Here is a 19,768-nt window from a genome sequence, read left to right as displayed (position 1 = left end):
GAGATGGCGATGGGATGGTTATCGAATAATCAAAGCAAGTCGATGCTGGGTCAGCTGCTGGTCAAGCAGAAGCTGATTACCGAAGAACAGCTGGCCAGCGCGATCGAGCTGCAGCGCGCCACCGGCCAGCGGCTGGGCGACATTTTCGCCGAGCTGAACCTGATCTCGCAGCAGCACATCGAACAGGCGCTGCGCAAACAGCGCCGCCTGCGGATGGCGGCGGCGATCGCCACCTCGCTGCTGGCGCCGATGGAGACCTACGCGGCGCAGGCGCTGCCGTCGCTGGCGATCGGCACGCCCATCATCCTCAGCAAGGACCAGCAGGGCTTGCAGATCAGCGAGCGCTCCGGCCTGCAGGCGCTCAGCGAAGAAGAACTGGGCGAGACCTCGGCGCAAGGCCTCAGCGACGAACTGGTGACCGCCGTCAAGCAGGCCAGGAACAACGGGCTGGAAGTGGTCGGCGACATGGCCAAGCTGGTCAATCCGATACTGGGTTTCCTGGAGGCGGACACCAGCATGAAGAACGTCGTCTACGACCCGAGCAAGGCCTCGGCGACGATCAACAAGGACGGCTCGCTGACGCTGAGCATGCCGTCGTCGATCGGCGAGATCAACTTCAACAACATCCGCGTGAAGGGCACGGAAGGCGCCAGCTTCGGCAGTATCTCGATCAAGGGCATAGACCTGACCGGCACCACCATCACGATGGCCTTCCACCACTAAAAAATCCGGGGTCAGATCCGACATTTGGACACTAGCTCTGCCGTAATGGCTATTACGGCAGAGCTAGTGTCCAAATGTCGGATCTGACCCCGGAGTTGGCTTACTTCAAGTTGCGCGGCTTGGCGAAAGCGTCGCCGGCTTTCCATTCGGGCAGCTTGGCGCCGTTGGCGATCAGGCGGCCCAGGTTGAGCGTGTATTGCGCCGTCTGCACCATGCCCGACAGATCCCAGCCCGCATCGTACTCGTCGCTGACCTGGTGGTAGCGCTTATCGTACGCGTCGGCCTTGGCTTTCGAGCCGGCCGGATCCTTGATGTACTCGCGGCCCGATTCGATCGAGAACGCCGGCACGCCATTCTTGGCGAAGTTGAAGTGATCGCTGCGGAAGTAACCGCCCGCCAGGTCCGGTTCCGCCTCGGCGATGTGCATGCCCATTGCCTTGGCGGCCGTCTCGGCCAGCTTGCCCAACTCGGTGCGCTCGCTGCCCTGCGTGCCGATGTCGCGCGTGGCGCCGACGAAGTTCAGGCTATCCAGGTTCAGGTTGGCGGCGGTCTTGGCCAGCGGCCACAGCGGCGACGCGGAGTACGCGGCGCTGCCCAGCAGACCCTGCTCTTCAGCGGCCACCCACAGGAACATCTGGCTGCGCTTGGCCGGCGCGCGCACGGCTTCCTGCGCAATCGCCAGCAAGGCGGCCGAACCGGAGGCGTTGTCGACCGCGCCGTTGAAGATCGTGTCTCCACTATCCCCCTGCTTGCCCAGGTGATCCCAGTGCGCGCTGTAGATCACTACCTCATCCTTCAGCTTTGCATCCGTACCCGGCACCACGGCGGCGATGTTGAACTGCTCGACCTTGCGCACGGCGGCCTTCATCTCGCCACTCAGCCTGGCGGCCAGCGGCACCGGCTTGAAGTCCTTGCTTTCGGCGGCGGCGCGCAGCGCGTCCAGGTCCTGGCCTGCGGCCTTGAACAGCGCGCGGGCGGTATCGTCGGTCATCCAGCCCTGCAGCTCGGTGCCCAGCGTGCCCGCCGCCAGCTGGAAGCGCTCCACGCCCGACCAGCTGTTCTGGATCACGCTCCAGCCGTACGACGCGCTCGGCGTGGTGTGGATCAGCAACACGCCGGTGGCGCCCTGGCGCTTGGCTTCCTCGAACTTGTAGGTCCAGCGGCCGTAGTAGGTCAGCCCCTTGCCGTTGAAGCGCTTCGGCTGCTCGGCGGTGGGCTGCGGGTCGTTGACCATCATGACCAGGATCTTGCCCTTGAGGTCCATGCCCTTGTAATCGTTCCACTGCTCGTCCGGCGCGGTGATGCCGTAGCCGACGAACACCAGATCCGCGTTGAAGCTGTGCGCGGCGGTCGCATCGCCGGGCGCGAACACCCAGTCCTTGCCAAAGCTGATCGGCAGCGCCTGGCCGCCCGCTTCCAGTTTCAGCGTGCTCTCGGCCGGCTGCGTCTTGACGCCGGCGATCTGCACCGACTGGCGATAACTGTCGCCATTGCCCGGCTTCAGACCCAGCGCCAGTGCTTGCGTTTCCAGATAGGCAACGGTCAGGTCGGCGCCGCGCTGGCCGGTGCCACGGCCTTCCAGCACGTCGCTGGAGAGGAAGGCAAGGTGCGCACGCAAAGGCGCTTCCTGCACGGTGGCGGCGTTTTTCGCGGCGTGGACAGGGAATGCCAGCGCCAGGCTTATGGCCAAGGCGGAGGCAACAAAGGATGGAGTCATTTTTTGCATGATTTCCTGGATAGGTAAGGGATGGGCGCGGTCCGTTAAATTGCCGCGCGCACATTGTATGCGATCGCCGCGCTAAAATGGCGGCATGACAGACCGCTCCCCCTACATCGGCCGCTTCGCGCCCTCGCCCACCGGCCCCCTGCACATCGGCTCGCTGGTGGCGGCCATGGCCAGCTACCTGGACGCCAAGGTGCACCACGGCCAGTGGCTGGTGCGCATCGAAGACGTCGACGGCGACCGCAACGTGCCCGGCGCCGACGAGCACATCCTGGCCTCGCTGCAGCGCTGCGGCATGCAGTGGGATGGCGACGTCACCTGGCAAAGCCGCCGCACCGATTTGTACCAACAGGCCTTGCTGCAACTGGGCGACCTGGTTTATCCCTGCGGCTGCTCGCGCAAGGAAATCGCCGATTCGCAACTGAGCCTGAGCGGACGCCAGGCACAAACGCTGATCTATCCCGGCACCTGCCGCCACGGCCTGGCCCCGGGCAAGAGCGCCCGCGCGCTGCGCCTGAAGGTGCCGCGGCAACCGCACTGCGTCGTCAGCTTCGACGACCGCTGGGCCGGTCATGTCAGCCAGGACCTGACCGACGACGTCGGCGACTTCGTCATCAAGCGCGCCGACGGTTTCTGGGCCTATCAGCTGGCGGTGGTGGTGGACGACGGCGCGCAAGGCATCACCGACATCGTGCGCGGCGCCGACCTGCTCGATTCCACGCCGCGCCAGCTGTACCTGCAGCAAGTGCTTGGCCTGCCGCGTCCGACCTATCTGCACGTGCCGGTGGTGGTCAACGAGTCCGGCGAAAAACTGTCCAAGCAGACCGGCGCGCAAGCCTTCGACAACGGCGCCGCGCCGCAACAGCTGTTGCGGGACGCCATGCTGCCGGCTGCGCGTTTCCTCGGCATGGACATCCGCGCCGGCAACATCGAGGAATTCTGGCGCGCCGCCACGCCCGCATGGGAACAGGTTTTGCGCCAAAGATAAGGTGCGCTGCGCGCGTCCTACTTCATCTACACTGAAACGATGGAAGTCGAACTCAAACTTCTGCTGTCCCCGGCAGACAACGACAAACTGCTCAAGCATCCGCTGGTGGCCGCCCACGCGCGCGCGCAGCCGCGCACCCAGCAACTGTCGGCCCGCTATTTCGATACGCCGGACCTGCACCTGATGCGCCACGGCGCCGGCCTGCGCGTGCGCAAGGCCGACGGTTCGTGGACGCAAACCATGAAGGCCGGCGGCAGCGTGCAAAGCGGCCTGCACCGGCGCAATGAATGGGAAGGCCCGGTGGACCGGCCATGGCCGCGCCTGGGCAAGCTGCGCAAGCTGATCGGCGAGGACGGCCAATGGCAGGCGCTGCTCGATTCCGCCGACCTGAAACAGCGGCTGGAACCGCTGTTCGTCGTGACGGTGGAACGCCACGTGTGGGACCTGGACGTCGACGGCAGCCATATCGAAATGGTGCTCGACCACGGCCGCATCGAGCGCCACGGCCATCAGGTGCCGGTCAACGAGATCGAACTGGAACTCAAGGAGGGCGATCCCGCCAGCCTGTTCTCGTTCGCGCTGCAGCTGCAGGAGCAAATTCCTGTGCGCGTCAGCAACACCAACAAGGCGGAGCGGGGCTACACGCTGTGCCGGCAGACCGGCACCGTGCCCTATCGCGCCAAGCCCGTGCAGCTGGACGCCGGCGCCACCGTCTCCGACGCGCTGCAGGCCGTGCTGGGCAACTGCCTGCAACACATCCAGCGCAACGAGAACGCCGTCATCGAGGGCGACGACGCCGAGACGCTGCACCAGATGCGGGTCGGCGTGCGCCGCCTGCGCTCGGCGCTGAAGCTGTTCGACGCGGTTGCGGCGTGCCCGCCTGGGCTGCTGGAGGACATCAGCTGGCTGGGCACGCAGCTGGGCGCGGCACGCGACTGGGATGTGCTGCTGACCTCCACGCTGGGCCAGGTGCAGGCGACGCCGGGCGGCAAAGGCGGCCTGCTGGACCTGCAGGCGCTGGCGCTCGACGCCGCGCGCACGGCGCGCCAGCGCGCGGCGCAGGCACTGCTGTCGTCACGCTATTCGCGCCTGCTGTTGGCGCTGGGCTTGTGGATGCAGCAGCTTGCCTCCGAGCCCGGCCTGCAGGCGCCCGCCGCCGATTTCGCGCAGTGGACGATCCAGCGCCTGCACCAGAAATTGCTGAAGCGGGCCAAGCGGATGGACGACAGCGACGCCACGACCATCCACCGCACGCGCATCGCGGCCAAGCGCGCCCGCTACGCGATGGAATTCTTCCACACGCTGTATCGCGGCAAGGCGGTGCGCGACTATCTGAAAACCCTGTCGACGCTGCAGGATGAACTGGGGCAGCACAACGACCTGGTCGTGGCCGACCGCATGCTGCAGGAATTGGCGGAGGCGCCGAACGGGGCGGCCGCCGGCGTCGATTTCGCGCGCGGCTACTTGCGGGCGATACATTCCCAGCGCAGTGTCGATCCCGCTGAAATACGCAGGCAGCTGCACGCGCTGCGGCAACCCCGCGCCATCTGAACGGGGACGTTTACTGGAGCGGCTGCTGCAAGGCCGGCACCAGCTTCGACGCCACCGTCCACGTCAGCTTGCCGGGGCAGTTCGCATGCTGCACGGCGGACAGCGCATCGTCCGCTTCAGTGTCGGCCTGCGCATACTCCTTGCTGGCCGTCACCTTGAAATGCAACACCGGATCGGCCGAGCTGGCGGTTTTCGACAGCGTCTGCAGCAGGCCGCGCGCGGCGAGAATCTTGCCGCAGCGTTCAATGCCCACGCCGTCGTCCGATTCGATCTCGATGCTGAACACCCAGCGCTCCGCGTAACCGCGCACCGCCAGGGCCGGCGTCGGACGCATCAGGTCCGAGGGCAAGGTGGCGGCGCCGGCAAACATGGCGACGCCGGACAGCAGCAGCCCGGCAAAAATTCGGCGATACATCGGCACTCCTCGTTATCCGCTAAAACCCTATGTTATCAGGATAGGGTACAAGGTAGCCACGAGCGCCAGCGCCATCACCACATTAAAGATCCGCACCGAGCGCGCATCCTGCAATACGCGGCGCATCGCCACGCCGAACATCGCCCACGAACCGACGCAGAAGATGCCGATCACGCCGAACACGCCGGCCAGCAGCGCCACGTCGCCCACCCTGAAGCCGGACGGCAGATAGGTGGTCAGCGCGCTGACCGCCATCACCCAGGCCTTGGGATTGATCCACTGGAAGGCCGCCGCGCCAAGAAAGCCCATCGGCTTGGAGACGGCGGCCTGCTCTGCGCTCATCGGCGCCGCACGGGCCAGCTTCCACGCCAGCCACAGCAGATATACCGCGCCGGCGTATTTGAGCATCACCTGCAGCATCGGCGCCTGTTCGAACACCGCGTGCAACCCCATGCCGGTGGCGAAGATCATGAAGGTGAAGCCGCAGCATATGCCGAACAGGTGCGGCAGCGAGCGGGCAAAGCCATAGTTCAGGCCCGACGCCAAAATCATCGCGTTGTTCGGGCCGGGCGTGATGGTGCAGATGGCGGCAAAGGTGCACAGCGGAAGCAGCAGATCGAGCGACATAAGAATATCCGGTGATGGGCATGAATATTCATTGTAGTGAAAGCACACGATACTGCACCAGTACACTTTCACAAACAGTTGCGAGTGGTGTACTGGTCATTTAGCCCATACAAGCGTGCAATAGCGTTCAAGACAGGCGCGGCGCCACATGAAACGATGAGCTTTTAGCCCAACTGGAGCAAGCATGGAAACAGCAATCGCAACCCCGCGCTGCGTGGTGATAGTGAACAGCGACCTGGCCGCGGGTCGCGCCGCAAACGCGGCCGCCGTACTGGCCTTGACGATGGGCCAACGCCACCCGTGGCTGGTCGGCGGCGCGCTGGTCGACGCCTCCGGCTTCCCGCATCCGGGCTTGATACCCATAGGAATAGCGGTGCTGGCCGCCGGCACCGGCGAGCTGGCGGCGATACGCGGCAAAGGCATCGCCGCTGGCTGCGACGTGGTCGATTTCCCCACGCAAGGCCAGCAGACGACCGACTATGCGGCGTTTCAAACCGCGGTGCTGGCGGTGCCGACGGACGATCTGTCGTATGTGGGTGTCGCGCTGCTGGGCGAGAAAAAAGCTGTCGGCAAGATCGTCGCCAACCTGGGCCTGCTGAAATAGACGGCGCCCCTAGCGGGTGGCCTTGCCCAGCACAGCGCGCTGATACTGGCCCGGTGTGATGCCCATGAAACGGCGGAACCAGCGCGTCAGGTGGGCCTGGTCGGAAAAGCCCGACATGACGCCAGCCTCCACCAGCGCATGGCCGCGCCGGATCAGCTGTATCGCCAGCCGCACCCTGGCCTGGCGCTGATATGCATGAGGCGTCATGCCCAGCGCGCGTTCGAAGGCGCGGAACAACTGGAACGCCGGCAGGCCGGCAGCGGCGGCGATATCCTCCAGGCTGACCTGGTCATCCAGATGCTGATCGAGGAATTCGCGCGCGCTGCGGACCGCCGCCCGCTCCGCGCCGGCGTCCGGCGGCGTCACCGCATGATGCAGGTAGCGGCCAGTCAATCCGGCAGCGAAGTTAAGGTAAGCCTGGTCGCGCAACAGCGCGGGCCCCTGCTCCTGCGAACAGCGGTGCATGGTGTAGAGCGCGTCGGCCAGGCCGGCGTCGCGGATGATGGGCCCGGCCAGCGGGCGGGCATGCGCGGCATGCTCCTCGCCGGCGAGGCGGCGCAAATGCAGCATGTCGACATAGAGCGTGCGCTGCCGCCAGCCGCCGTCATCCACCGGCCAGCCGGCATGCGCTTCATCGGCATCTATGGCATACAGGTCCCCCTGCCGCGCCACGAACTCGCTGCCGCGCATGCGGATGCGGATCGCGCCATGCGTCAGCAGCGCAAAGCATGCCGTTTCATGCGTGTGCACGTCGTAGCTGAAATCCACGAAGCGCCCGCGCAACAACTCCGCCTTCAGTTCGGGCGCGTGCCAGATGGCGATGTCGCTGGAATCCTCCCGGTCTGTCACTGTTTTCCCTTGCGCTGGCGGCCCAGCAGTTTGTAAAAGCCCTCCAGCTCGCGCCGCACCAGGTCCTGGCCATTCTCGATGACGAAATCCTGGAACGACGCCGCCACCTTGGGGATGGGCTGGTCGGTCAGGTGCATGATATGCCAATCTGCCTCCACCGGGTTTTCCTGCATCGGCAGGATCGCCAGCAGGCCGGCCTCGAATTCCAGTCCGCAGGCGTGCACCGACAGGAAGCCCAGCCCAAGCCCGGCAGACACCATGCGCTTGATCGCTTCGTTGCTCGACACCTCGGAACCGAACTCCAGCGGGTGGCCGGCGTCGCGCAGCAGACGCTCGACGGCGGTACGGGTACCGGAGCCGCGTTCGCGCACCAGCAGGTTGGCCGCCATCACGTCGTTGAGCGTGATCTTTTTCTTCTTCATCAGCGGATGCGCGGGACTGGCGACAAACGCCATCGGGTGCCGCGCGAACTTGGCCGCGTTGGTGCGCAGCTCGCGCGGCGGCGTGCCCATGATGGCCAGCTCGATCTCGTGCCGCGCCAGCATCTGCACGATCTCGGCGCGGTTGCCTACCTGCAGTTTCAACCGCACGTCCGGACGTTCCATCGTAAACGGCACCAGCAACGGCGGCAACAAATGTTCCGCCGTGGTGACCGCACCGATGCGCAGCGTACCGCTGGTGACGCCCTGCAGCGCGGCCAGCTCGTCGCCGGCCTGCTCCCACAGCCGCAGGATGCGCTCGGAAAATTCCACCATCACCTCGCCCGCCGCCGTCAGCTGGATGTTGCGGCCGACCTTGCGCGTCAACGCGATGCCGGCGATCTCCTCCAGTGTGCGGATTTGCAACGATACCGCGGGCTGCGTGACGTGCAGCGCGTCGGCCGCACGCGACACGCTCTCGTGCCGCGCCACCAGCACCAGCGACTGCAGCTGGCGAAAACTCGCATGATACATAAGCCGTTCCTTATCGATTATCGAATATGTTTAATTTTTCTTTTGTTCATTCTACCTCTATATTGATAATCATCTGATATCGTTTTAAGCGAGACCGACATGAGCATCGACGTGATCTTCCTGGGCCTGGACGGCGTACTGTTCGACACCGAAGCGCTGCACCTGGCCGCGTGCAACGCGGCATTCGCCAACGCCGGGCTGTCCGTACGCTGGACCTTGCCGGCGCTGCGCAGCGCCGCCACCACCCACGGTTACGCCCGCGCCATCGGTTCCGCCATCGCCTGCGAGCTGTTGTCGCGCGACAAGCAGCGCGTCGCCGAACTGTTCGCCGACAAGCACCGCCAGTTCCACCAGGCGATCAGCGCCAGGCCGCCGCAAGCGCTGCCGGCCGCGCTGGCCCTGATCGACGACGCGCTCAACGCCGGCTGCAAAGTCTGCGTGCTGACCGACCTGCCCGCCCCCGCCACGTCCGCGCTGCTGGCCAACTGCTTCGGCGCCGACGTCAACAGCCTGTTCACGGTGGTGACCGGCGGCGCCAATTTCGACGGCCCGTCCGGCACCGGCCCCTATGCCCGCGCGCTGCACGCGATGGGCGTGGCGCCGCAGGACGCGATCGCCATCGACACCGCCGTGCCCGGCCTGCGCGCCGCCGAGGAAGCCGGCCTGTGGACCGTCTCCGTCGCCCCTTACGGCAACGACGTCGTGCGTCCACGCCAGTTCATCACGTTCGACGCCTTGCGCGAACTGCATTCCAGTCCCTACACGCCGGACCAGCACCAGCGGGACGTGCTGGCCGCATAGGATAGACAGCAGCGGCAAGCTGCGCACAGTTTTTTACACTCGTCTGGAGGCATCATGGAAACCATCGTCATCGTAGGCGGAGGTGCGGGCGGACTCGAACTCGCCACCCGCCTTGGAGATACACTCGGCAGCGCCAAGCGCGCCCGCGTGGTGCTGGTGGACCGTTCCCACGGCCACTTCTGGAAGCCCCTGCTGCACACGGTCGCTTCCGGCAAATGCGACCCGCAAGTGGTGGAGCTGGCCTTCCCGGCGCAGGCGCTGGAGCACGACTTCGAATTCGTGCAAGGCGAAGTATTGTGCCTGGACCGCGCGCACCAGACCATCACGCTGGCGCCCCGCCACGGCAAGGGCAGCGACGGCGCCTGCCGCACCATCGCCTACGACAAGCTGGTGCTGGCACTGGGCTCGGTGACCAATTTCTACAACGTGCCCGGCGCCGCCGAACACGCGCTCACGCTCGACAGCGTGGCCGATGCCGAAGCGTTCCGCCGCCGCTTCAACGAAGCCTGCATCAAGGCCGGCGAACAGGGCACGCAGGTGGACGTGGCGATCATCGGCGGCGGCGCCACCGGCGTCGAGCTGGCGGCCGAGTTGAGCACCAGCGCCCGCGCGCTGGCAGCGTACAAGGTGCATGCGCTGGACCCGGACCGCGACATCCGCATCAGCGTCATCGAGCGCGGCCAATACCTGCTGCCGCAATTGCATCCGCAGCAGTCGCAGCGCGCCGCGCGTCACCTGCGCTCGCTCGGCATCGAGGTGCTGACCGGCACCACCGTCGCCGAAGTAACGCAGGACGCCGTCATCGACGCCACCGGCGCCGTGCACCGCGCCGACCTGACCTTGTGGGCGGCCGGCGTCGAGGCGCCGCAGCTGTGCGCCACCTTCGGCCTGCAGGTCAACCACCTGAAGCAGATCGTCGTCGACGCCAGCCTGTGCTCGGCCAACGACAGCCAGATCTACGCCTTCGGCGATTGCGCCAGCTACACCTGCCCGGTCAAGGGTGCGGCGCCGCCGCGCGCCCAGGTCGCCCATCAGCAGGCGATGTTCCTGGCCGAGCTGCTGACGCGCCGCAACGGCACGCCGCGACCGCACTTCCGCTACCACGACTACGGTTCGCTGGTGTCGCTCGGGCCGCAATCGGCGGTCGGCGTGCTGACCGGCGCGGTCACCGGCAAGAGCGTGCGCGTCGGCGGCGCCGTCGCCGGCCTGCTGTACCGGCTGATGTACCAGAAGCATATGCTGTCGCTGCACGGCACGCTGCGGGTGGCGACTCAGGCTCTGGCCGACTGGCTGCGCGCACGCATCCTGCCGCCGGTGAAGCTGCACTAGGCTTGGGCATATAATGGGGTCATGAATACTCCAGACCTCACCATGCTGATGGCGGCGTACAACGCCTCGATGAACGAGAAGCTGTACGCCGCCGCGGCCAGGCTGCCGCACGCCGAGCTGGCCGCCGACCGCAAGGCCTTCTTCGGCTCCATCCTCGGCACCATGAACCACCTGCTGGCGGGCGATACCATCTGGCTCAAGCGTTTCGCCGCCCACTCGCCGAAATTCACCGCGCTGGCGCCGATGCTGGACATGCCGCAGCCGTCCGGCCTGACGCACACCTTCGGCGACGACCTGCCGCCGCTGCACGAACACCGCCTGCGGCTGGACGCCATCATCACGCAATGGGCGGCGCAGGTGGAGGCGCACGACCTGGCGCAAACCCTCGAGTACCGCAGCACCAAGGGCGACTTGTACCGCAAGCACTTCGGCAGCGTGGTGCAGCACTTCTTCAACCACCAGACCCACCACCGCGGCCAGATCACCACGCTGCTGTCGCAGGCGGGCGTCGACATCGGCGTCACCGACCTGCTGCTGTGGGTGCCGGACCTGCCGGCATGAAGATCGCCGTCTACAGCGCCCAGCCCTACGACCGCCGCTTCCTCGGCGAAGCGTGCCCGCCGACGGCGGAAACGGTTTACTTCTCCGATCCGCTGACCCTGGACACGGTGGCGCTGGCGCAAGGTTGCGGCGCCGTCTGCGTGTTCGTCAACGACGTGCTGGAGACGCCGGTGCTGGAGGCGCTGCATGCGCTGGGCGTGCGCGCCGTGCTGCTGCGCTGCGCCGGCTTCAACAACGTCGACCTGGGCGCCGGCGCCCGCCTCGGCCTGTTCATGGCGCGGGTGCCGGCCTATGCGCCGGAAGCGGTGGCCGAACACGCGCTGGCGCTGGTGATGACGCTCAACCGTAACACGCACCGCGCCTACGCGCGCGTCCGCGAAGGCAACTTCGCGCTGGATGGCCTGCTGGGCATGACGCTGCACGGCAAGACCGTCGGCATCGTCGGCGCCGGCCAGATCGGCACGGCCGCCGCGCGCATCTTCAACGGCATGGGCTGCAGGGTGCTGGTGAGCGATCCCTCGCCGTCGCCGCAGCTGGACCGACTGGCCGCGCGCGTCGGCCTCGACGAGCTGCTGGCCGCGTCGGACATCGTCTCGCTGCATTGCCCGCTGATGGACGCCACCCGCCACATGATCGACGCCGCCAGCCTGGCGCGCATGAAGCCCGGCGCGATGCTGGTCAACACCTCGCGCGGCGGCTTGATCGACACCGCCGCCGTCATCGAGGCGCTGAAATCGCGCCACCTGGGCGCGCTGGCGATCGACGTCTACGAACAGGAGGCCAGCCTGTTCTTCCACGACCACTCCAGCGACATCATCGCCGACGACCTGTTCCAGCGGCTGATGACCTTCCCCAATGTGCTGGTCACCGGCCACCAGGGCTTCTTCACGGTGGAGGCGATGCGCGAGATCGCCGCCGTCACCTTCGCCAACCTGGCCTGCCACCTGAACGGCAGGCCGTGCGCGAACGCCTTGCCGGTCAGCTCGTGACGGGCAGGGTCAGGATGAAGCGGGTGCCTTGACCCAGCGCACTCTCGACTTCGATCTTGCCGCGCAGGAGGCCGTAGACGATGTTGTAGACGATGTTCAGCCCCAGCCCCGAACCGCCCCGACCCAGCTTGGTGGTGAAGAACGGATCGTAGATGCGGCTCATGTTTTCCGGCGCGATGCCGGCGCCATTGTCGCTGACGACCACCTGCACCCGCTCGTCCTCGAGCGCGCGGGCCGACACCAAGATCTCGCCGTCGGCGCGGCCTTCGAAGGCGTGCGTCAGGCCGTTGTTGATCAGGTTGATCAACACCTGGCCGAACGGGCCGGGATAGCTGTGCATCTGTATCGTCGCCGGAATGTCCTGGCGCACCGTGATGCCGCTCTTCTTGAAGGTCGGCACCAGCACCAGCAGGATCTCGTTGGCCAGGTCGGACAGCAGGAACTCGCGGCACTGCGACGTGGTGCGGTCCACCGCCACCTGCTTGAAGCTGGACACCAGGTCGACCGCGCGATGCAGGTTGCGCAGCACGATCTCGCCGCCACTGCCCACGTCGTCGATGTAGGCCTGCAGTGTCGAGCGCTTGATGCCCTCCTCGCTCATGCGCTTGAAGACGCGGGTCTGGTCGATCAGCGTGCTGACGGCCAGCAGGCTGTTGCCGATCGGCGTATTGAGCTCGTGCGCCACGCCGGCCACCAGCGATCCCAGCGCCGCCAGCTTCTCGCTGCGCACCAGCTCATCCTGCGCGCGCCGCAGCGTCTCCAGCGATTCAGCCAGCTCCCTGTTAGCCTCCTGCATCTGCGCCGTGCGCAGCTGCACCAGTTCCTCCAGCTTGTCGCGATACTGGATCAGCTCCACCTCGCCCTTCTTGCGGTCGGAAATATCGGTCGAGATGCCGCCCATGGCCCAGACATTGCCGGCCTCGTCGCGCAGGCAGAATTTTTCCGAGATATAGGTGCGCAGCTCGCCCTCGGCGTTCGGCACGGCCTCCTCGTAGATGTAGGAATTCGGCGACGCCAGCGCCATGCGGTCGCCGTCGCGTATCACCGCCACCGTCCGCTCGTCGAACAGGTCGGCGTCGCGGTGGCCGATCGGGTCCACCGAGCCGGCCGGCAGCACCTGGCGCAGGCGCTGGTTGACCATCAGGTAGCGCCCCTCCAGATCCTTGACATAGATCACGGCCGACGACTTGTCGGCGATGTTGGTTAGCAGCGACTGGCTGACCCGTAGCGCGGCGTCGCGCGCGGCGATGGTCGCCAGCATGGTGTTGAAGGTGGCCGACAGCCGTCCCACCTCGTCGTTCGAAGCGACCGGCGCGCGCAAATCGTAGCGCTGCTCGCGCGTGACCTGGTCGGCCAGCTTCGACAGCGCCAGCAAGGGCTGCGTCACCAGCCGCCGCAAGCCGATCGCCTGCAGCATGCCGCCGATCAGCAGCGTCAGCGCCACCATCACCAGCACCAGGCCGTATTTGCTCAGGCGCTCGGTCACCGGCGGCAGCGCGTAGTCGACCTGCAGGTAGCCCACCACCTCGTGCTGGAAACGCACCGGCGCCAGCATCGACAAGCTGTCGCCGTGGAAGCTGTGGCCCGGCGCCGCCATGTCGTCCGGCCATGTGCAGCGCACGGCGCCGCTGCCGTCGCCATCGCTGCCGCTCGCGCGGCGGGAATAGCTGGCGAAGGTTTCGTGCAGCGGATCGAACAGGCAGGCGCTCTCGATGTCCGGCGTGCCGCGCAGCGCGGACAGCGTGCGGGCGGCCGCGCTGCGGTCGCCGAAATTCAGGTCCACGTCCAGGTTCACCGACACCAGCTCCATGCGGCTGGCCAGGTCCGCCACCAGCCGCGTGCGCACCACGCTGATGTCGTAGGTGACCAGCGCCGCCAGCGCCACCAGCATCGCCGCCAGCGCCGTCGCCAGCGAGACGATCAGCAGCTTGCGCTGCAGCGCCATGTCTTGCCAGCGCATCATCAGTGCGCTCATTTCGCGTCTCCGCCGACCACCCGCTCGGCCAGCGCCAGCATGCGCGGATTGAGGCTGACGCCCGAATGCTTGGCCGCCGTCAGGTTCACTTCGAAACGGATGCTGCCGTCGACCAGCATCAGGTTGATGATGCCGCCGTCGGCCAGGAACGACGACGAGTCGCCGATGGTGAGCACGGCCTGCCCGCGCAGGCGGGTCAGCCAGGCGGCCTGGCGGCTGCGCTCTCCCACGGCGAGGTAGACCGCGTGGCAGGCGTCGGTTTCTTCGATGCGGCTGATGATGCGCAGCTCCAGCGGATGGCTGCCGGCGGCGCGGCTGCGCAGCTGGCGCGCCACGTCGGCCGCGCCGGCGCCGGCCATGCATACCACCAGCGGCGCGTTCGGATCGGCCAGCGCCGGAGGCGGCCAGATGGCGTAGCGGGTGAAGTTGAGGATGTAGGCGGCCTTGACCTGCTGCTCGGGGATGGCCTGTTCGGCGCTAGCGCTAACACAACCCAAGACAGCCAGCAGGCAAGCCCGCACGGCCAGCTTCCTGATTTCGGCGGCGCCCAGTCGTCTCATCGTGCACGCATCTCCTTGTAGCGCAACCCGCATGTTTGCGTGGTTACAGCACGTCACGATTCTATCCGAATAGCCCGCAGCGCAAGTTTTTTTTGCGTGGCGCAAGCCGGTTGTGCGCGAAACACAACGTAGTAGGCGCGTAGTCTGCAACACCGGCGCCGGCCGCTTGTGATCGTGTCGGAATTAGGCAATACTTTGTTAAAAATCGCAGCGGAGGGATGTTCTTTTGACCGACTGTAAAGAGCAGCATCGCATGTCCGCGGCACCGCTACGCCTTCATTGGCGCCTGGCCGCATGTGTGGCCGCTTGCGCCTTGCTACCGTTGACCTGCGCGGCCGCCGACGGCGACAACGACCTGTTCGACCTCAGCCTGGACCAGCTGCGCAACGTCAAGGTGCTCACCGCCACCAAGACCGCCACTCCGCTGCACGCCACGCCGGCCGTCGTGACCCTGGTCACGGCCGACGACATCGCCCGCTACGGCTACCAGACACTGGCCGAGGCGCTGTCCCACGTGGCCGGATTCATCGAAAGCGACGACCGTCTCAATCACAACTTCGGCGTGCGCGGCATCAACGCCGGCGCGCAATCGGCCAGCCGCGCCATCAAGATCCTGCTGGACGGCCAGCCCATCGCCTTCCGCAGCACACAGCAGCAGCTGATCGGACTGGAGTTCATCCCGATGAACATGGTCGAGCGCATCGAGATCGTGCGCGGGCCGGTGTCGGTGCTGTACGGCGCCGATGCGCTGCTGGGCGCGGTCAACGTCATCACCCGCCGCGACGGCACCGAACAGCGCCTCGCGCTCGGCCATGAATGGTCCGGCGGCGGCCGCGACGCCAGCGTGCTGGCCGCCAGCGGCAGCGCGCAGTTCGGCGCCGCCGCCGGCAACGGCGATACCGCCGCCGCCGCAGCGCCGGCCTGGCTTGCCTGGGGCGTGCAGGCATCGCGGGCCGATCGCAGCGGCCTTGCGCTGCCGCGCATCTCGCCCGACTACAAGCGCTACGCCGCGCTGGGCGCGGCCCCGGTCGACGATGCCGCGCCCCGCAGCGCCTACCTGCGCCTGGGCTGGAGCGGCGCGCAGGACGAGCTGCTGGCCAGCGCCTTCTGGCAAAGGCAGGACAGCGACAACGTCTTCGCCAGCCTCAATCCGCAGCTGCATCCGCCCAGCCACGTCGATCTGCAGCAGGGCTTTTTGCGCCTCAACGCCAACCACCGCTTCAACGACGAACACATGTTGCGCGCCGCCGTCAGCTACGGCGAGGGCGAGCCGGGCGACGGCGACCGCGTGCAGACCGGCGCCAAGGACTATTACCTGGTGCGCGACTTCGGCTACAAGGCCGTCGACGGCAGCGTTGAATGGCTGTGGCAACCGAGCGCGCAAGCTAGCCTGCTGCTGGGCGCCGACATGCTGCGCGACCGCGAAACGCTGGAATCCTTCCAGCGCCACAGCCTCGTCGACGGCAGCATTTTCCAGCTCAGCCAGCCGTCGAGCAAGACGCTGCGCAACACCGGCCTGTATGCGCAGTGGCAGTTCCCGCTGCTGGCCCAGTGGCAGGCGATCGTCGGCGGTCGCCAGGACCGCCACTCGGTCTACGGCAAGCAGGAATCGCTGCGCGCCGGCGTGGTCGGCACGCTGCCCGGCGACTGGGGCGTGAAGCTCCTCAGCGGCACGGCGTTCCAGGCGCCGTCGGCCGAGCTGCTGTATCGCAGCGCCGTGCAGCCGGGCGACATCAAGGGCAACCCCGACCTGGCGCCGCAGAAGACCCGCACCATCGAACTGCAACTGAGCACGCCGCCGGCGCCGCACTGGAACGGCGCCCTCACCGTCTACCACACCAAGGTCAGCGACCTGGTGACGCTGGAGCAGGCCTTCTTCAACCTGGTGGCGCGCAACAGCAGCGACAGCAAGGTCAATGGCATCGAGCTGGAACTGCGCTACCAGCAGGACTGGTTCAACGCCTACGCCAACCTGAGCCGCGCCAACACCGACCGCGGCCTCAACCGCTACACGCTGGCGCCGCTGGCACAACGCAGCGAAGGCGAACTGTTCCCCACCAACAGCGCCAACTTCGGCGCCAGCGCCAGCCTGCTGGAGCAAAAGCTCCTGCTCAGCATGGACACGCGCTACGTCGGCGCGCGGCCGGCCGCCACCGCCAACGTGCTGCTGGCAAACCAGGCATATCATTTATCCAGTTACACCGATACCACGCTGAGCGCGCGCTGGAGCCTCAGCCACCGCTCCAGCATCCGCCTGCAGGTGCGCGATTTGTGGAACAGCCGGTACGTCGATCCGGGCGTGGGCGGCATCGACTATCCATCGCTGGGCCGCCGCTATGGAGTGCAATATGAATACCGCTACTAGGTCCGCGCTGGCCGCCGCGCTGGCGATGCTGGTCTCCTGCGGCGGCGGTGGCGGCGGCACCGGCGACGCCACCACGCCGCTGCCGGCCAATCCGGTCAAGGCGCTGATCGATCCGGACGCCATCAACATCGGCTCGGTGGGCTGGCGCACCTCGACCCGCGACGCATTCCTGCTGGCGGCCAAACAGATCAACGACGCCGGCGGCGTGCTGGGCAAGCGGCTGAACGCGATCGCGCTGGTCGCGCGCGACAACGCGGAGGCGCAGGACATGGGCCAGCAGCTGCTGGACGCGGGCGTCATCGCGCTCAACGTCTCGACCTCCACCCGTGTGCTGAACCTGCTGCCGCAGGCGATGGCCAAGGGCGTGCCGATACTCACGGAATCGAGCTCCTCGCCGGCGCTGACCAGCGTGGCCGACAACGACCTGGTCTACCGCATCGGCGTCTCCGACGTCGACGCCACGCCGGTGCTGGCCAGCGTCGCCTGGCAGGCCGGCAAGCGCCGCGCCGTGGTGCTGGTCAACGAGGGCGATGCCTTCGGCGCCGGCCTGGCCAGCCTGTTCTCGCCGGCCTTCCGCCAGATCGGCGGCGAGGTGGTGGCCACGGTCACGATACCCTTCGGCCTGAAAAGCGGCTTCGCCTCCTACCTGCAAAAAGTCTACGACGCCAAGCCGGACGTGATCCTGAACGGCATCCTGGCGGCCGACATCTCGGCCAATGTGCTGAACGAGGCGCTGCCGTTCCAGAGCAACGCCATGTGGCTGCTGCCCGGCACGGCGGCCGGCAACCAGACCTTCATCGACAACCTGGCCGATCCCGGCAAGATCCTCGGCGGCGCGCGCGGCGCGGCGGCCACCATCGGCGCCTACGGCAACAGCTCCTACCAGGCCTTCCGCGCCGGCTACATCGCCCAGTACGGCGCCGAGCCGCAGGACTTCACCGCGCCCACCTACGACATCGCGATGGTGATGGCGCTGGCCATCGAACGCGCCGGCCTGGTCAACAACAGCAAGACCCCCACCGGCCTGATGGTGCGCGACAGCCTGCGCTTCGTCATGAACGCGCCGGGCGACAAGGTGAGGCCGGAAAACATCGCCGCGGCATTGACGCAGATCAAAGCCGGCAAGGACGTCGATTACGCCGGCGCCTACGCCGACATCGACTGGGACAGCCACGGCGACATCGTCGGCATGGTGCCGTTCACTGTGTTCCGGCTCGACGCGGCGGCCCGCAGCTGGGACGCCAGCGAGCAGCTGATCATCTCCATTCCCCGGTGAGCGGCATCGCTTGTGCTGAAAAAGTGATCGCTTAGATACTTTTTTAACGGTACCATCGAAGTTCCACACTTTATGGGGAAGGTCATGTCTCTCGCTTACCGCGCCAATGCCGATTTCGCCAAGCTGAATCACCCGATGCGGGTACCGCTGTCGGCGGAAATCCACTCACGCCCCTTCCTGCAGCTGCAAGCGCCGGAAAGCCTGACCCATTTCGCGCTCTATGTGCAACAGGACCAGCCATCCCAAAAAGTCCACCGCAGCACCCAGCACCAGATCCTGCAGCAGCTGTGCATGCACTACGGCGTGGCCGTGCCCAATCCGCAGGCGCGCTATTTCTTCCATGATTTCGGCCGTTTCCGCCTGAAATGGGAGTGCCACACCGAGTTCGCCACCTACACCTTCGTCGAGCGCGGCGATCCGGCCACCGGCTGCGTGGAAGCGTTCGAGCGCATGCCGCTGCAGCACGTGCCGCAGGAGTGGCTGGCCGGCCTGCACGGCAAGATCATCGTCGCCTCGCACGTGTTGCTGTGCAAGGGCGAAGCGGACGACAGCGGCGTGGTGGAAGCTATCCGCGACATGTTCCAGGGTAAATCGCTGGTCGGCAGCAGCGTCGGCAGCGGCGCCGAGGTGTGGACCGACTTCCTGATCCAGCCGGACGGCTTCAGCCGCTTTGTCGTGCGCGACCTCAACCTGCGCGAATTCCAGGCCGGCCGCCTGGTCGGGCGCCTGCTGGAGATCGAAACCTACCGCATGATGGCGCTGCTGGGCCTGCCGCAGGCCGAGGCCACCCAGCCGATGTTGAACGGCATCGAGAACGAACTGGCCGACCTGACCGCCCAGCTGGTACAGGCCGACCAGCCGGACGGCCAGCCCGGCGAGGCGCGCGAGGAGCAGACGCTGCTGCACCGTATCACCAGCCTGGCGGCGCGGCTGGAGAAGCTGTCGGTCAACAACAGCTACCGTTTCGCCGCCTCGCAGGCGTATTTCAGCCTGGTGCAGGCGCGCATCCACGAATTGCGCGAAGTGCGCATCCCCGGCATTCCGACGCTGGCCGAATTCATGGGCCGCCGGCTGGCGCCGGCCATGCACACCTGCACCTCGGTGTCGCAGCGGCAGGAAGGGCTGGCCAAGCGTATCGCCCGCAGCAACGACCTGCTGCGCACCCGCGTCGGCATCGAGCAGGAACGGCAGAACCGCAAGATCCTGCAATCGCTGGACGCGCGCGCGGCACAGCAGCTGCGCCTGCAACAGGCGGTGGAAGGCTTGTCAGCGGTGGCGATCTCCTACTACACGCTGGGCCTGATCGGCTACGCGGGCAAAGCCATGAAGGCCAGCAACCTGCCCGTCAATCCGGACATCCTGACCGGCATCGCGGTGCCGCTAGTCATAGGCAGCGTGTGGCTGGGCTTGCGCCGGCTGCACAAGGAGCTGACCGGTCCGGGCGGCGCGCTGGCCCGCCACGGCGCCTGACGCACGACG

18 protein-coding genes are annotated in these 19,768 nt (G+C 66.8%); 11 read left to right on the top strand and 7 right to left on the bottom strand.

Annotated features, from left to right (window positions below):
• Nucleotides 1–9 precede the first annotated feature (9 nt).
• A complete protein-coding gene (locus ABWW33_RS07165; RefSeq protein ID WP_353400410.1) occupies nucleotides 10–723 on the top strand; it encodes a cyclic di-GMP-binding domain-containing protein, MshE-related in 714 nt (237 codons plus the stop codon).
• 100 nt (nucleotides 724–823) lie between these two features.
• Here the strand turns inward: ABWW33_RS07165 and ABWW33_RS07160 are convergent, their stop codons facing one another.
• The gene (locus ABWW33_RS07160) at nucleotides 824–2,449 is read right to left on the bottom strand and encodes a M28 family peptidase (protein WP_353400408.1); all 1,626 of its coding nucleotides are present in this window, start codon (nucleotides 2,447–2,449) and stop codon (nucleotides 824–826) included.
• Between the two features lie 85 nt (nucleotides 2,450–2,534).
• Here ABWW33_RS07160 and gluQRS point away from each other — a divergent pair, with 85 nt between their 5' ends.
• Complete coding sequence (gene gluQRS, locus ABWW33_RS07155; RefSeq protein ID WP_353400406.1) at nucleotides 2,535–3,434, top strand: tRNA glutamyl-Q(34) synthetase GluQRS; 900 nt, start codon at nucleotides 2,535–2,537, stop codon at nucleotides 3,432–3,434.
• A gap of 39 nt (nucleotides 3,435–3,473) precedes the next feature.
• A complete protein-coding gene (locus ABWW33_RS07150; RefSeq protein ID WP_353400403.1) occupies nucleotides 3,474–4,985 on the top strand; it encodes a CYTH and CHAD domain-containing protein in 1,512 nt (503 codons plus the stop codon).
• Between the two features lie 10 nt (nucleotides 4,986–4,995).
• Here the strand turns inward: ABWW33_RS07150 and ABWW33_RS07145 are convergent, their stop codons facing one another.
• Together ABWW33_RS07145 and ABWW33_RS07140 are read right to left on the bottom strand one after the other, a co-directional pair.
• Nucleotides 4,996–5,400 (bottom strand): hypothetical protein, encoded by a 405-nt coding sequence (locus ABWW33_RS07145; RefSeq protein ID WP_353400401.1) that lies wholly within the window; start codon nucleotides 5,398–5,400, stop codon nucleotides 4,996–4,998.
• A 27-nt stretch (nucleotides 5,401–5,427) separates the two neighbouring features.
• Nucleotides 5,428–6,027, bottom strand: coding sequence for a LysE family translocator (locus ABWW33_RS07140; RefSeq protein ID WP_176655660.1), 600 nt, complete (start codon nucleotides 6,025–6,027; stop codon nucleotides 5,428–5,430).
• 184 nt (nucleotides 6,028–6,211) lie between these two features.
• Between ABWW33_RS07140 and ABWW33_RS07135 the strand changes: the two genes are divergently transcribed.
• Complete coding sequence (locus ABWW33_RS07135; protein WP_353400398.1) at nucleotides 6,212–6,631, top strand: DUF2000 domain-containing protein; 420 nt, start codon at nucleotides 6,212–6,214, stop codon at nucleotides 6,629–6,631.
• Between the two features lie 9 nt (nucleotides 6,632–6,640).
• Here ABWW33_RS07135 and ABWW33_RS07130 read toward each other — a convergent pair whose 3' ends face one another.
• Together ABWW33_RS07130 and ABWW33_RS07125 are read right to left on the bottom strand one after the other, a co-directional pair.
• Nucleotides 6,641–7,480 carry a helix-turn-helix transcriptional regulator gene (locus tag ABWW33_RS07130; protein WP_353400395.1) on the bottom strand — a complete coding sequence of 280 codons (840 nt, stop codon included), beginning with the start codon at nucleotides 7,478–7,480 and terminating at the stop codon, nucleotides 6,641–6,643.
• Complete coding sequence (locus ABWW33_RS07125; protein ID WP_176655657.1) at nucleotides 7,477–8,433, bottom strand: LysR family transcriptional regulator; 957 nt, start codon at nucleotides 8,431–8,433, stop codon at nucleotides 7,477–7,479. Before ABWW33_RS07125 ends, ABWW33_RS07130 begins: the two co-directional genes overlap by 4 nt.
• A gap of 99 nt (nucleotides 8,434–8,532) precedes the next feature.
• On the opposite strand from ABWW33_RS07125, the gene ABWW33_RS07120 reads away from it, so the two are divergent.
• Genes ABWW33_RS07120 through ABWW33_RS07105 form a run of 4 tightly spaced genes read left to right on the top strand, consistent with a single transcriptional unit; the run spans nucleotide 8,533 to nucleotide 12,113 of the window.
• The gene (locus tag ABWW33_RS07120; protein WP_353400392.1) at nucleotides 8,533–9,234 is read left to right on the top strand and encodes an HAD family hydrolase; all 702 of its coding nucleotides are present in this window, start codon (nucleotides 8,533–8,535) and stop codon (nucleotides 9,232–9,234) included.
• Between the two features lie 54 nt (nucleotides 9,235–9,288).
• Entirely contained in the window at nucleotides 9,289–10,563 is a 1,275-nt protein-coding gene (locus ABWW33_RS07115; RefSeq protein ID WP_176655655.1) for an NAD(P)/FAD-dependent oxidoreductase, read from the top strand.
• A gap of 21 nt (nucleotides 10,564–10,584) precedes the next feature.
• Nucleotides 10,585–11,124, top strand: coding sequence for a DinB family protein (locus tag ABWW33_RS07110; RefSeq protein ID WP_176655654.1), 540 nt, complete (start codon nucleotides 10,585–10,587; stop codon nucleotides 11,122–11,124).
• On the top strand, nucleotides 11,121–12,113 hold the full coding sequence (locus tag ABWW33_RS07105; RefSeq protein ID WP_353400388.1) for a 2-hydroxyacid dehydrogenase: 993 nt from the start codon (nucleotides 11,121–11,123) through the stop codon (nucleotides 12,111–12,113). Before ABWW33_RS07110 ends, ABWW33_RS07105 begins: the two co-directional genes overlap by 4 nt.
• Here ABWW33_RS07105 and ABWW33_RS07100 read toward each other — a convergent pair.
• Nucleotides 12,103–14,088, bottom strand: coding sequence for an ATP-binding protein (locus ABWW33_RS07100; RefSeq protein ID WP_353400385.1), 1,986 nt, complete (start codon nucleotides 14,086–14,088; stop codon nucleotides 12,103–12,105). The two genes, ABWW33_RS07105 and ABWW33_RS07100, sit on opposite strands and share 11 nt — an antisense overlap.
• Nucleotides 14,085–14,648: a TOL_0243 family YfiR-like periplasmic protein gene (locus ABWW33_RS07095; protein WP_176655651.1), complete on the bottom strand. Its 564-nt coding sequence runs from the start codon at nucleotides 14,646–14,648 to the stop codon at nucleotides 14,085–14,087. Before ABWW33_RS07095 ends, ABWW33_RS07100 begins: the two co-directional genes overlap by 4 nt.
• A 253-nt stretch (nucleotides 14,649–14,901) precedes the next feature.
• Between ABWW33_RS07095 and ABWW33_RS07090 the strand changes: the two genes are divergently transcribed.
• The 3 genes from ABWW33_RS07090 (at nucleotide 14,902) to ABWW33_RS07080 (ending at nucleotide 19,759) form a co-directional block, all read left to right on the top strand.
• Nucleotides 14,902–17,013: a TonB-dependent receptor plug domain-containing protein gene (locus tag ABWW33_RS07090; RefSeq protein ID WP_353400382.1), complete on the top strand. Its 2,112-nt coding sequence runs from the start codon at nucleotides 14,902–14,904 to the stop codon at nucleotides 17,011–17,013.
• The gene (locus ABWW33_RS07085; protein ID WP_353400380.1) at nucleotides 16,997–18,289 is read left to right on the top strand and encodes an ABC transporter substrate-binding protein; all 1,293 of its coding nucleotides are present in this window, start codon (nucleotides 16,997–16,999) and stop codon (nucleotides 18,287–18,289) included. The genes ABWW33_RS07090 and ABWW33_RS07085 overlap by 17 nt, the downstream gene beginning before the upstream one ends.
• An 84-nt stretch (nucleotides 18,290–18,373) precedes the next feature.
• On the top strand, nucleotides 18,374–19,759 hold the full coding sequence (locus ABWW33_RS07080; RefSeq protein WP_176655648.1) for a DUF3422 family protein: 1,386 nt from the start codon (nucleotides 18,374–18,376) through the stop codon (nucleotides 19,757–19,759).
• Nucleotides 19,760–19,768: the final 9 nt, after the last annotated feature.

Source organism: Duganella hordei (genome assembly GCF_040369125.1).
Classification (GTDB): Bacteria; Pseudomonadota; Gammaproteobacteria; order Burkholderiales; family Burkholderiaceae_D; genus Rugamonas; species Rugamonas hordei.
The sequence above is the reverse complement of the archived record's forward strand: the minus strand, read 5'-3'. Positions and strand labels throughout refer to the sequence as shown.

What these genes read in the sequence shown, in the direction of transcription:
- ABWW33_RS07120 (WP_353400392.1), top strand. Translation starts at nt 8,533, where the DNA reads ATGAGCATCGACGTGATCTTCCTGGGCCTGGACGGCGTACTGTTCGAC.
- ABWW33_RS07125 (WP_176655657.1), bottom strand. Translation starts at nt 8,433, where the DNA reads ATGTATCATGCGAGTTTTCGCCAGCTGCAGTCGCTGGTGCTGGTGGCG.
- ABWW33_RS07110 (WP_176655654.1), top strand. Translation starts at nt 10,585, where the DNA reads ATGAATACTCCAGACCTCACCATGCTGATGGCGGCGTACAACGCCTCG.
- ABWW33_RS07080 (WP_176655648.1), top strand. Translation starts at nt 18,374, where the DNA reads ATGTCTCTCGCTTACCGCGCCAATGCCGATTTCGCCAAGCTGAATCAC.
- ABWW33_RS07160 (WP_353400408.1), bottom strand. Translation starts at nt 2,449, where the DNA reads ATGCAAAAAATGACTCCATCCTTTGTTGCCTCCGCCTTGGCCATAAGC.
- ABWW33_RS07165 (WP_353400410.1), top strand. Translation starts at nt 10, where the DNA reads ATGGGATGGTTATCGAATAATCAAAGCAAGTCGATGCTGGGTCAGCTG.
- ABWW33_RS07090 (WP_353400382.1), top strand. Translation starts at nt 14,902, where the DNA reads ATGTCCGCGGCACCGCTACGCCTTCATTGGCGCCTGGCCGCATGTGTG.
- ABWW33_RS07095 (WP_176655651.1), bottom strand. Translation starts at nt 14,648, where the DNA reads ATGAGACGACTGGGCGCCGCCGAAATCAGGAAGCTGGCCGTGCGGGCT.
- ABWW33_RS07135 (WP_353400398.1), top strand. Translation starts at nt 6,212, where the DNA reads ATGGAAACAGCAATCGCAACCCCGCGCTGCGTGGTGATAGTGAACAGC.
- ABWW33_RS07150 (WP_353400403.1), top strand. Translation starts at nt 3,474, where the DNA reads ATGGAAGTCGAACTCAAACTTCTGCTGTCCCCGGCAGACAACGACAAA.
- ABWW33_RS07105 (WP_353400388.1), top strand. Translation starts at nt 11,121, where the DNA reads ATGAAGATCGCCGTCTACAGCGCCCAGCCCTACGACCGCCGCTTCCTC.
- gluQRS (WP_353400406.1), top strand. Translation starts at nt 2,535, where the DNA reads ATGACAGACCGCTCCCCCTACATCGGCCGCTTCGCGCCCTCGCCCACC.
- ABWW33_RS07140 (WP_176655660.1), bottom strand. Translation starts at nt 6,027, where the DNA reads ATGTCGCTCGATCTGCTGCTTCCGCTGTGCACCTTTGCCGCCATCTGC.
- ABWW33_RS07145 (WP_353400401.1), bottom strand. Translation starts at nt 5,400, where the DNA reads ATGTATCGCCGAATTTTTGCCGGGCTGCTGCTGTCCGGCGTCGCCATG.
- ABWW33_RS07085 (WP_353400380.1), top strand. Translation starts at nt 16,997, where the DNA reads ATGAATACCGCTACTAGGTCCGCGCTGGCCGCCGCGCTGGCGATGCTG.
- ABWW33_RS07100 (WP_353400385.1), bottom strand. Translation starts at nt 14,088, where the DNA reads ATGAGCGCACTGATGATGCGCTGGCAAGACATGGCGCTGCAGCGCAAG.
- ABWW33_RS07115 (WP_176655655.1), top strand. Translation starts at nt 9,289, where the DNA reads ATGGAAACCATCGTCATCGTAGGCGGAGGTGCGGGCGGACTCGAACTC.